This is a genomic window from Paenibacillus sp. plas6 (genome assembly GCF_057221655.1).
The window spans coordinates 3,723,540-3,735,810 of sequence record NZ_CM170151.1 but is presented as its reverse complement, the minus strand read 5'-3'; the positions used below and the strand labels follow the sequence as shown (position 1 = coordinate 3,735,810).

Here is a 12,271-nt window from a genome sequence, read left to right as displayed (position 1 = left end):
AGGCTCTAACGCTTCGATTTTAACGTTGATTTGCCTTTGAAAAGATCCATATGCTCTAGTGCTAGACCTGTTCCAACTGCAACGCAATCTAATGCGTTATCTGCCACCATAACCGGCATTCCCGTTTCTTTTTTTAATAGTTCATCTAAATTTTTTAGAAGCGCACCGCCACCTGTTAAGACGATACCACGGTCCATTATATCTGCAGAAAGCTCAGGCGGACTTTTCTCAAGAGTAATTTTGACAGCATCTACAATTGCACTTACAGTATCTGTCAATGCTTCTGTAATTTCTGTAGATGAAATTGATAATGTTTTCGGTAATCCAGACAAAATATCTCGACCACGAATATCCATGGTAAGCAGCTCTTTCATCGGCAAAGCAGAACCAATTTCAATTTTCAACTGCTCTGCAGTACGCTCCCCGATTAATAAATTGTATACTTTTTTAATATATTGAATAATCGCCTCGTCCATGCTATCCCCAGCAATTCTTACTGAACGACTAGTTACAATGCCACCAAGCGAAATAATTGCTACTTCAGTAGTACCACCGCCAATATCAACAACCATACTTCCAGTTGGCTCCCAGACAGGTAAATTCGCACCAATCGCTGCAGCAAATGGCTCTTCAATCGTTTGTGCTTCACGTGCACCAGCTTGTTTAGCCGCATCTTCTACAGCACGCTTTTCAACTGCAGTTATTCCTGAAGGCACACAAATCATAATGTTAGGATGATTACCAAACATTGAACGTTTTTTCAATGCTTTATTTATAAAATATTTAATCATCGCTGTCGTCGTATCGAAATCAGCGATCACACCATCTTTCATCGGACGGATTGCACTAATATTTCCCGGTGTGCGTCCTATCATCAATTTAGCTTGCTCACCGACTTGAACAACCTCTTTTGTATCATTACGTACGGCAACAACAGAAGGCTCGCGTACGACGACGCCTTTACCTTTAATATATACTAATGTGTTTGCTGTACCTAAATCAATGCCAATATCTTTCGTACCTAACATGATGTAACTCCCTTCTAGACGGACAATCCTTAATCATTATATTATAGATAACCTTGCTCCTTCAAACTAACGAATATTCCATCGCCAATAATTAAATGATCAAGGATCTCAATACCAAGCAAGGTTCCCGCTTCAACTAACCTTTGTGTAATTTGTATATCCTCTTTACTTGGCGTTGGATCGCCACTTGGATGATTGTGCATGCATATAATTGACGCACTGCTAGAGCGAATAGCGGCACGAAATACCTCGCGTGGATGAACGAGGGATGCATTTAGTGTTCCCATAGAAAGTGTTTCTTTACCGATAATATGATTTTTCGTATTCAAAAAGAGACATACAAAATGTTCCTTTTTTAAATAACGCATTTCTTCCATCATATATAACGCTGCATCGCGCGGACTGCGTACCGTAACAACTTCACCCAGCTTACTGCGAGCTACTCGTTTTCCTAACTCAATGCCAGCTAATAACTGCAGCGCCTTTGCTTGTCCAATCCCTTTTATCGAGGTTAACTCCTCAACACTCATATCAACCAGCTCTCGTAAAGATCCGCATTGCTGCAATAAATTTGTAGCCAGTTGGATCGCTGACTGATTTTTCGTGCCAGTTCTAAGTAATATCGCTAATAACTCTGCATGACTTAAAGCATCTGCCCCATATGCGATCATGCGCTCTCTTGGACGTTGATTATGGGGAAGCTGATGCATTAATTGTCCTTGCATCTTTGCTCCCGCCTTTCTATATCATTATGTCTTCAGAGATGAACCAAAACAACTGTTGCGGCATATGCGCTCTCATACTTCAGAGGTAAATACTTAACTATTATAGTACCCTGAATAGTCTTCCACAACAGTGAGATTAAATTGTTGTTCATTCGTCATCCACAGCATGGAAAAATTAAATCGTTTTAATTTACGTTAAAACACTGTAATTACAAGCTTTATCAGCTATTTTTGCAAATTGAAATATGTAATCATTACCACACAGTTCTGAATCAAAATTAATATACACCACTTAATTATGAAAAAATGCTAATGGAGGAAGACGAAAAACATCGTTTTCGCCCCTCCATAAAGTTACATAAATGTCCAATTTAGGTTTCAACTGTAATTGTGGAAGATGGTGCGAAATTAATAACTTCCAAAACAATCGGTATATTTTGTAATATCGGTCCATCGCCAACTGGAACAGTAATTGCTAACGAACCAGTTCCAGTAGCTCCTGGAGTATAAGCAAATAGATCCTGCATTTGCAATACACCATTAATATATACATTAAACGCACTGTTGTTCGCTGCAAGTGCAGGCAAATCTGTTACTGCCGCACCTGAATCATCAAAAAATTGTGCTGCATCAATTGTTAACGTACTTCCACCAGCTGTTGGAGCCGTTGTCACATAAAAGAAACGCTGTACATCTGGATTTACTTCAACACTTGAAGTTGCTTGAACTGCAATTTTCATAATTTGCAAAGCCATTTGAAAACCTCCTAAGTCTAGAATACTAGCATTTTATGATAGAGGCTTTCGCTAGGAAACGGCATTAAACTATTATTCTTTCTTTTTTTAGTAGTTTAAATCCAATCACTTCAATGATGATTGGTGTTCCTTTGTAGATCGTTTGCCCTGTTGGCTTCAATTGAAGAGAACTAGAGCTAATATGAAACAAGCCGCTCGCCTGCATAACACCATTAATGAATACATTTGTGTAACCTGATGAACCAAACAGTCGAATTCCTTGAACGGCTTCTCCATTATCATTAACAAACTGATTAGCATTGATAATATAAAGTGTATCGAGTAAAGCAATATTCTCCGGACAAATGAAAAAGTAGCGTCTAACGATAGGCTTTACGATAATGCGTTTTTTACACTTCTTCTTTTTCACCATCCCATTAACTTGACATTTCATACTGTTATTTTTCATTTTTTCAGCTCCATATCATATACTATTTCTATTACGATATGATAGTTTACTAAGATAGGAAACAGACATATGACGATCGTATACAACTGAAAAAATGTCTCTGTACAATATTAACTTCTAGCAAACGGGCTAATCCCAAAAGCTAAAAGCATTTGATAAAGCAAATTGACCGGCAATCCCATTACACTATAGAAATCCCCTTCAAGCTTTTCGATAAACATTGCTCCCTTACCTTGAATACCATACGAACCTGCCTTATCCATTGGCTCACCTGATTTTACATATGCAACAATTTCATCTTCCGTCATCGGTCGAAATGTTACTCTGCTGCAAGTGTGACCAATTGCAGCAACAACCGATCCATTTCCTTCCAGAAACAATTTATGTTGTCCAATTTGACCAAAAGGAACTTCCTTTACTTGACCATTCCTTAGAAGTTCTTCTATCCGATCAATTGCTGAAGCAGCATTGCTGTACATTAATGCCACCCCGCTATATACATGATGACTTCTGCCTTGTAATCTTTTTAATGTCGAAATTGCCTCTTCTTCAGATGCAGGCTTGCCGAGAATTTGACCATCAATCACAACAACGGTATCTGCAGATAAAATTAATGACAAATCTGCTAAAATCTCTTCTGGAGCTGTATTTTGCAGTATTGCTTTACGTACAGCATCCGCTTTCGTTAAACTAAGACGTTCTACAGCATCAGCTGGTTGCCATGATGGCTCGATATGCTCATCAACCTCCACAGAAAAAACAGAAACCGGCAAGGAAAGGTCAAGTGATGCGACCAGTTCCTTCCGGCGCGGCGAGGATGATGCTAATATAAGTCGATGAATTGTTTCATATGTATGCTCAATCATTCTATTATACATTAGATTATGCTCCCTTAATTTCAATGTTTACATTTTTCGATAGCACCAGATTGCAACAAGCATGCCAATGATGCTCAGCAAGGTAATATTAATTTCTAACGATATATCCAGTGATATGGCATGTAAATTGAATGAGGGTGACCAGCTTGTTGTAATAGCATTTGTTAAAAAGGAAAGACCAGGAACAGCATCAAGCCAATACGCAACCAAAGAGCCAGCCAGTAACCCTAGAAGTAGTAATAAAAATAATGTCCACTTATTTTTTTTCATCTGTCTGTCATTTCCTTTCTATAGGATGCTATTTCCACTTATTTATTATACGCACATGTTTTTGCTATTACAATCCATTTGCTTGCTCAAACCAGTCTTTTTGCAGCACTACCGCTTTCACAAGCCATTGCTGAACATTCCATAGATATTTAGATTTAGGCTCAGTTTGATAACTTAGCAGCTCGTTATCTGCTTGCTGCAATGCCTCCTGCAAATTAGAAGCAAACCGCGCATCCTCCATGCTTCCCCATAGCGGTAATGCTTGTTCGCTTATAGCTAACCAATGCTTATAATGATCTTGCCATGCCGACTCAGCTGCTTTATTAATTGCACTAAATTTGGATTGCTCAAATTGAGCAGAAACTAAATCTGCATACATTGTAATTAAGTGATTTGTCGTTTGAAAATATTGATCTAATAATTCTGCATCCCCATTAAACGGCAGCTGCTGCGGTAATGTTAGTGTAAGCTGCTTGCGATACGTTTCTATATTTTTAATCCGTCCTTGTACATATTCTGCTTCGTTTGTAGAAGCTGCTAAGCCTGCATAAACCACATAACGATTGCTATCGTCGACAGTTATTTCTGCTGCATAGCCAGCTTGCTGCAAGCGAGCAATCACTTCATCTCTTGTATCTTGCTTCGTAAAAACTCCTGCTTGCAGCACATAATATTGATAACTTTGTGGGGGCAATGAAAGCATATTACCAGCTTGTACAGCGTCTTGATTAGTAAGATTTTGCTGCTTGTCATTATTCAAGTCATTTGATGTTTGCCCGTAGCTTTGTTGCATGTTAATGTTAAGCATCTTATCACTATTCATGCTGCCTTCTGCAGATATTATTTTTTGATATGAACCTAAGATGCTGGACAATGGCCAAACATGAATGCCAAATATTAGCGCTAAAAATAAATATCCTATTAAACAACCAGATACAATTGCACCAATAACCGATAAGGCGCTTCGTACCCAGTTCAGTGAGCGAATTGCATCCTGTTGTTTCTCCTCCTGCTTATAAACAACATGCTCCGATGCTTGTTTTACTTCATCGTTATGTTTTGCGAATGTGTCATATGTATCTTCTCTTTCTAACCGCTTTGTTGTCTTATTTTTTCGCTCTTCCAATACCTCTCTATCGTCGTAATTATCGTAACCTTTTATAAGCTGTTCTAATTGTGATACTTCTTCTTGTACATTCAATGGATCGGATTCCTTTATATAAACCATCTCTTCTTCCTGCCTATCATTTTCTGACGGTTCAACTTGGTTAAATTGCTTCATCGGAGTTTCTTGCACTTCATTTACTGTTTGGAGCTTCATTTTTTTTTGGACAAATTGTTCAAGCTCTTGTAGAGCTGCTGAATCATTTGCAACGGACTGTTCACTGCGCAATTCTAAATTTTCTTGTCTTCTATTTGAATTGATAAAATGATTATTTTGATTATTTGTCAGCTTATTCTCGATCCGATTGCCGTTATTATCAAAGCGATAAGTGATGCGATGAGGTTTTTCCATCTGAATCTCTCCCTTCTCAATTACATTATCATTCTATGAATTTAAGAGGAGGAGTATGCTAGATTTCTATAAAAAAAGATAGAATTAACGTTTTATAGAAAATTGTATAGCAGCCGAAAATAGTATATTGACGCCGGATAATCAAACATTTTATGATAAACGGGCAGGTAAGCTCTGGAGTTCAAATATTACCTGTAAAATGTGGAATCACAATTAAAGGAGGAATAAATTAATGAAGAGCAAAATGAAAACGCTAACATTTGTAGTTGTGTTATCATTGCTTGTAACTCTTGTTCCGACAGTATATGCAGCTGTGATCCCTCATGACCAAGTCGTAGGTTTTTCTGAAGTTACCCCTACGACAACCGCACAAATCGTCGCTAAACAATTTCAACCTACACTAAAGGTTACTACTGGTTGTGTTCCTTTTCCTGCTGTTGATGCCGCAGGTAATACGAGTGGAGGCTTAGCACCAACGGGAGGCTCTAGCTCTGGCTGCAGCTCAAGCATTGGACAAGTCTACTCACGTGCGACTTGGTATAACGGAGTTTATGCTATTATGTATTCCTGGTATATGCCTAAGGATTCACCATCTACTGGATTAGGTCATAGACATGATTGGGAAGCAGCTGTCGTATGGATTGATAATCCATCTGCTGCAACCCCTCAAATTCTGTCCATCTCCTATTCCCAGCATGGTAAATTCTATAATGCAGCACCAACAAGCTCAAATACTAATGGAACACATCCAAAGATTGAATATAAAAGTATTTGGCCGCTAAATCATGCCTTGTATATTACAAATACAACAGGCGGTTATCAGCCGCTTATTGATTGGAATGATTTAACAACGGCAGCAAGAAATGCACTTAATACTACAGACTTTGAAGCTGCAAATGTACCAATGAATGACGCTAACTTTATGAATAATATAGCGAAAGCTTGGTATCAGTAAGTTCCTCTTTAATTAAGCCGCTGATTAGCTAATCCATATTCGCTAAAAAAATAAACAGAGAAGCAGCGCTACTGGCTGCTTCTCTGTTCGTGCATATATCGCAAAAGTATTTGCTCGTGGAGACTTTCGCTATTGTTATAAATTAGCGGCTTCCTTTACATAGTCAGCAAGCTCGTGAGATACTTTCCAAATATCGCCTGCTCCCATTGTAATAATAATGCGACCAGGGGCAATAGTTTTCTTAAGCTTATCGAGCACTTGCTCCTTTGTGGCGATATATTCCACATTAGGTTGACCATTTTCAGCAATGAGCGAAACTAGCTTTTCTGAGCTAACCCCCTCAATTGCTTTCTCTCCTGCTGGAGAGTATATATCTGTAATGATTACATGATCTGCTTCAGGAAAAGCTTTCCCGAATTCCTCAAATAAATAGTATGTTCGCGTAAAGCGCTGCGGCTGAAAGACAACAGTAATTTCTTTACCTGTTGCTTTGGCAGCATTAATGGTAGCGGCAATTTCAGTCGGATGATGTGCATAATCGTCAACAATTAGCATATCATTCGTATCTGCAAGCACTTGGAAGCGACGCTTTGCTCCTGCAAATTGTACTAAAGCTTGACTAATTTTTTCATAGGCTACACCAGCTTCATGTGCGGCAATAATGGTAGCCATTGCATTGTATACATTGTGCACTCCAGGAACAGATAGCTTAAATGTACCTATAGATTTTTCGTGATGGAAGAGCTCAAAGCTGACTGAGCGATCCCCTTCAACAATATTTCTTGCACGGTACTGTGCAGGTTGCTCTATACCGTACGTAATTAATTTAGCACTAGAAGCTTCCTCTTGCTCGCCAAAAACCCGCGGCAATAGCTCACGAATATTTTTATCATCTAGACATACAATTGCTTTACCATTAGGCTTAACCTGTTTTAAAAACTGCGCATATGCTTTCTTAATATTTTCAAAATCTCCGCCGTAATTTTCTAAATGATCAGCTTCGATATTAGTAACAACTGCGATGGTTGGATTATATTTTAAAAATGATCCATCGCTTTCATCAGCTTCAGCTACGAGATAGCTGCCTTTTCCTGCCTTGGCATTTGTACCTAGATTAACAATTTCTCCACCGATAACATAAGTAGGATCTTGTTCTGTTAGTTCAAGCACCAACGCAATCATCGAGGAAGTCGTTGTTTTGCCATGAGCCCCAGCCACAGCGATGCCATTTGTGTCATTAAGTAATCTTGCCAGCATTTCTGCACGATGCAGTACAGGTATACCTGCTTCTTTTGCAGCAACTAGCTCCGGATTATCCTGAGCAACTGCCCCAGAATAAACGACAAGCGAAGCACCAGCAATATTGTCCGCATGATGACCTAGCTTAAGGTTTACTCCTTTTTCCTCTAACTTTTTAGCTAATGCAGACTTTGCTACATCAGACCCTGTAACTTTATAGCCCATTTCTAACATAACTTTGGCAATTGCGCTGACTCCGTAACCGCCAATCCCGATGAAATGAACTTGTTCATTTGCTTTCAAAGAGAATTCACCAGCCTTTTTCCGCATCCTTGTTGTGTAGCATATGCGATCGTACGTCTCCGATTAAGTATAAAGTACCTGTAACGAGAGCCATATCAGATTCGTTCGTTCGTTCCAATAACAGCTTCAATGCCTGCTTCCAATCTTGTTCAACCGTTATGTTCTGTGCAAGCGGCAAATTAAGCTCACTTACAATGTCCATCGCTTGGGCATATAGTTGCTCAGCGCTTAAGGTCGAACGAAAATTAGCCTCTGTAATAATTACAGAATCCGCTATTGGTAGTATATGCTTTAATGTGTCATGGTGATTCTTATTGTTCATCATCGCCAACATAACATGCAATTTATTATACTTGAACGTCGTTTTTATCGACTTAACAAGCATTTCAGCTCCCTCAGGATTATGCGCACCATCAATAATTAAACGAGGGCTTGAGCTTATTTGCTCTAAACGCCCCGGCCATGTAGTTTGCTTTAATCCTGCAAGTAAATCCTCATCATCTAATACGAGCGCATAATATTGTCTAAGCACTTCAAGCGTCATAAGTGCAACAGACGCATTATGACGTTGATGCTCACCTTGTAACGTAATCGTTACATCATCAATATTTCTAAATAGACCTTCAAAGCGGAATTGCTGCTCATGTTCATCAACATATAGCGGCATTTGATCAAATTGCTGTTGGTAAAGATACATTGTACTTTTTTTCTGTTTAGCAACCTCCCGGATGACTTCAATTGCCTCTGGCTGCGTTACCCCAACAACAACTGGCGTACCGGGTTTTATAATCCCCGCTTTTTCAAAAGCGATTTTTTCAAGTGTATCGCCGAGTTTATCCATATGATCATGTCCGATCGTTGTAATGACAGAAATGACTGGATGAACAACATTCGTTACATCTAAGCGGCCGCCAAGCCCAACTTCAAGTACGACATAATGGGGAAATGTTACAGTTCCATAATAAAGAATTGCTATTAATGTCGTCACTTCAAACATCGTTGGTGAGCCTAATTCAGTTTCTGCCATTTCTTCAACATATGGTCGCACTTTATTCGCTAACTCCAGCAATACATCCTCTTCAATATCTTGACCATTATACTGAATCCGATTCGTAAATTTTGTAATATATGGCGAAGTAAATGTCCCGACATCATATCCACCCTTAATTAAGGCATGGGTTAAAAAGGAGCAGACTGAGCCCTTTCCATTCGTTCCGCCGACATGAATAACACGCAAGCGACGATGCGGATTGTTAAAGGACTCAAGCAATTTTATCATGCGTTCTAAGCCCGGACGAATGCCGAATGGAATTAAGCTATTAATCCATTCGACTGCTTCGTCATAGCTGCTCATCTTCGCAGCTGCTTTATTATCGTCCATCTTAGCTCACCCTTCCTTAGCTACGAAGTTCTGCAATTCGTTGAATAACCTTATCGCGTTTTTCAGCATAGTCCTTCATCTTAGCTCGCTCTTCTTCAATAACTTTGGCAGGAGCTTTAGCAACAAAACCTTCATTAGCTAACTTTTTCTCTACTCGCTCTACCTCTTTATTTAGATGCTCTAATTCTTTCTCTAAACGAGCAATCTCTTGAGCAATATCAATTAAGCCAGCTAGCGGCAAATATAGCTCTGCGCCAGTTACGATAGCCGACATTGCTTTATCTGGAGAAACGATGTCAAGCGAAATTTCTAGCGAGCTAGTTCCACAGAAACGTTTGATAAACTCCTCGTTAGAAATTAAAATATCATATTCCGCTTGGGAAGACGGCTTAACAAGCATTTCCACCTTTTTGCTCATCGGTACATTCACTTCAGCGCGAATATTTCGCACAGAGCGAATCATATCCATTAATAGATCCATTTCTTTTACTGCTTGCTCTGCAACTAATGACTCATCATAAGTCGGCCATGAAGCAAGCGTAATAGTTTCACCTTCATGCGGCAAGTGCTGCCAAATTTCTTCCGAAATAAACGGCATGAACGGATGAATTAAACGCAATGTACGATCTAATACATATGCAAGCACAGATTGAGTCGCTTTTTTCGCTGCTTCATCCTCACCATAAAGACTAAGCTTAGAAAATTCGATATACCAGTCACATAGATCGTCCCAAATGAAATTGTAAAGCAAGCGACCAGTTTCCCCGAAGTCATAGCTGTCCATTAAACGAGTAACATCACGCACAGTCTCATTTAAGCGATGCAATATCCAGCGATCCGCAGTGCTCAAATTACCTTTAAGATTAATATCTTCATATTTAAAGTTTTCTAGGTTCATTAAAGCAAAACGAGACGCGTTCCAAATTTTGTTTGCGAAGTTACGCGCTTGTTCAACTTTTTCAAAGCGGAAACGTAAATCTTGACCTGGCGTGCTGCCTGTTGAAATCATAAAGCGCATTGCATCTGCACCGTATTGTTCAATAACATCGATTGGGTCAACACCATTGCCAAGCGATTTGGACATTTTTTGACCATCTTTATCGCGCACTAGACCGTGAATTAGCACATCTTTGAACGGAATTTGGTCTGTAAACTCAAGCGCTGTAAAGATCATGCGTGCTACCCAGAAATAAATAATATCGTAGCCTGTTACTAGCACATTTGTTGGGTAGTAGCGCTCTAGGTCTGCTGTTTTCTCAGGCCAGCCAAGTGTAGAGAATGGCCATAGCGCAGAGCTAAACCAAGTATCCAATACATCATTATCTTGACGCAGCTTAGGATCTGTTTGATCTTCACGAGATACGATAATTTCGCCAGTTTCGTCATTGTACCAAGCTGGGATACGATGACCCCACCATAGCTGACGAGAAATACACCAGTCACGTACATTTTCAATCCAGTTAAGATAAATTTTCTCAAAACGCTCTGGGATAAATTGAACGCCTTTGCCTGCTTTTTGTGCAGCTATTGCTGCTTCCGCAAGTGGCTTCATTTTTACGAACCATTGCGTAGATAAATATGGCTCAACTACAACACCACTGCGCTCACTATGACCAACTTGATGTACGTGCTCCTCAATTTTTATGCACACGCCTTGCTCTTGCAGGTCAGCAACCAATTTTTTACGGCATTCGAAGCGATCTAAGCCCTTGTATGGACCTGCTTCATCATTCATTGTTCCTGTTTCATCCATAACGATGATTTGCGGCAAGTTATGACGCTCACCAACTTCAAAGTCATTTGGATCATGGGCTGGAGTAATTTTAACCGCACCTGAACCAAAATCCTTCTCAACATATTCATCGGCGATGATTGGAATTTCACGACCTACGATTGGCAGTACAATCATTTCACCGATTAAATGCTTATAGCGTTCATCCTCTGGATGTACAGCAACTGCTGTATCTCCAAGCATCGTTTCTGGACGAGTTGTCGCAACAGTAATATATCCTGAACCATTTTTCAATGGATAGCGTAGATGATACAGGTTTCCTGTAACTTCCTTGTAAATAACTTCAATATCAGAAAGAGCAGTACGAGCTGCAGGATCCCAGTTAATAATTTTTTTGCCGCGATAAATTAAGCCTTTCTCATACAAGCGAACGAAAACTTCACGCACCGCCTTAGAAAGCCCTTCATCAAGCGTAAAACGCTCACGTGAGTAATCAAGAGAAAGTCCTATTTTTTTCCATTGTTCACGAATTGTATTCGCATATTGATCTTTCCAAGCCCATACTTGCTCAAGGAACTTCTCACGACCAAGATCATGACGCGACAAGCCTTGCTCACGCAGTTTTTGTTCTACCTTTGTTTGCGTTGCAATCCCGGCATGGTCCGTACCTGGCAGCCATAAAGCATCATAGCCCTGCATTCGTTTTTGACGAATAATAATATCTTGCAAAGTGAAATCAAGCGCATGACCAATATGCAGCATACCAGTAACGTTTGGCGGCGGTATTACAATTGTAAAAGGCTCTGCATCTGGACGCTTGCCAGCTTGAAAGAAGTTATTTTTAATCCAAAAATCATACCACTTTTGTTCAGCAGCTTTTGGATCATAAGTTGTTGGCATGCTCAATTTAGATTGATTGTCTGACATATCTTCATCCTCCACAAATTAAATATGCAATAAAAAAAGCCCTCATCCTTAATTAAAAGGACGAAAGGCTTAAGCTTCCGTGGTACCACCTTCATTCCATATGTAAGCAGTAAA

Annotated in this window: 11 protein-coding genes and 1 other annotated feature (1 of these 12 running past the window's edge); of the genes, 1 reads left to right on the top strand and 10 read right to left on the bottom strand. The window is 39.6% G+C overall.

Annotation, left to right across the window (positions count from 1 at the left end; all coding sequences use genetic code 11):
* Positions 1-5: 5 nt before the first annotated feature.
* The 7 genes from AC2TDL_RS16410 to AC2TDL_RS16380 form a co-directional block, all read right to left on the bottom strand.
* Positions 6-1,028, bottom strand: a complete 1,023-nt coding sequence (locus AC2TDL_RS16410; RefSeq protein ID WP_484697138.1) for a rod shape-determining protein — start codon at positions 1,026-1,028, stop codon at positions 6-8.
* 41 nt (positions 1,029-1,069) lie between these two features.
* Positions 1,070-1,753 (bottom strand): RadC family protein, encoded by a 684-nt coding sequence (gene radC / locus AC2TDL_RS16405; protein ID WP_484697137.1) that lies wholly within the window; start codon positions 1,751-1,753, stop codon positions 1,070-1,072.
* A 371-nt stretch (positions 1,754-2,124) separates the two neighbouring features.
* Positions 2,125-2,508: a DUF4183 domain-containing protein gene (locus AC2TDL_RS16400; protein ID WP_484697136.1), complete on the bottom strand. Its 384-nt coding sequence runs from the start codon at positions 2,506-2,508 to the stop codon at positions 2,125-2,127.
* A 64-nt stretch (positions 2,509-2,572) separates the two neighbouring features.
* Positions 2,573-2,956: a DUF4183 domain-containing protein gene (locus AC2TDL_RS16395; protein WP_484697135.1), complete on the bottom strand. Its 384-nt coding sequence runs from the start codon at positions 2,954-2,956 to the stop codon at positions 2,573-2,575.
* A 110-nt stretch (positions 2,957-3,066) separates the two neighbouring features.
* Positions 3,067-3,834 (bottom strand): Maf family protein, encoded by a 768-nt coding sequence (locus AC2TDL_RS16390; RefSeq protein WP_484697134.1) that lies wholly within the window; start codon positions 3,832-3,834, stop codon positions 3,067-3,069.
* A gap of 27 nt (positions 3,835-3,861) precedes the next feature.
* Positions 3,862-4,104, bottom strand: a complete 243-nt coding sequence (locus AC2TDL_RS16385; RefSeq protein WP_484697133.1) for a DUF4321 domain-containing protein — start codon at positions 4,102-4,104, stop codon at positions 3,862-3,864.
* 67 nt (positions 4,105-4,171) lie between these two features.
* Positions 4,172-5,620 (bottom strand): SPOR domain-containing protein, encoded by a 1,449-nt coding sequence (locus tag AC2TDL_RS16380; RefSeq protein ID WP_484697132.1) that lies wholly within the window; start codon positions 5,618-5,620, stop codon positions 4,172-4,174.
* Positions 5,621-5,864: 244 nt separating this feature from the next.
* On the opposite strand from AC2TDL_RS16380, the gene AC2TDL_RS16375 reads away from it, so the two are divergent.
* The gene (locus AC2TDL_RS16375; RefSeq protein ID WP_484701239.1) at positions 5,865-6,575 is read left to right on the top strand and encodes an NPP1 family protein; all 711 of its coding nucleotides are present in this window, start codon (positions 5,865-5,867) and stop codon (positions 6,573-6,575) included.
* Between the two features lie 135 nt (positions 6,576-6,710).
* On the opposite strand, the gene murC is transcribed toward AC2TDL_RS16375, so the two are convergent.
* Genes murC through AC2TDL_RS16360 form a run of 3 tightly spaced genes read right to left on the bottom strand, consistent with a single transcriptional unit; the run spans position 6,711 to position 12,157 of the window.
* Positions 6,711-8,117: a UDP-N-acetylmuramate--L-alanine ligase gene (gene murC, locus AC2TDL_RS16370; protein ID WP_484697131.1), complete on the bottom strand. Its 1,407-nt coding sequence runs from the start codon at positions 8,115-8,117 to the stop codon at positions 6,711-6,713.
* 7 nt (positions 8,118-8,124) lie between these two features.
* Positions 8,125-9,498, bottom strand: a complete 1,374-nt coding sequence (locus tag AC2TDL_RS16365; protein WP_484697130.1) for a bifunctional folylpolyglutamate synthase/dihydrofolate synthase — start codon at positions 9,496-9,498, stop codon at positions 8,125-8,127.
* Between the two features lie 16 nt (positions 9,499-9,514).
* Entirely contained in the window at positions 9,515-12,157 is a 2,643-nt protein-coding gene (locus AC2TDL_RS16360; RefSeq protein ID WP_484697129.1) for a valine--tRNA ligase, read from the bottom strand.
* A gap of 53 nt (positions 12,158-12,210) precedes the next feature.
* Positions 12,211-12,271 (bottom strand) — a binding site (T-box leader); it runs 188 nt beyond the window's last position.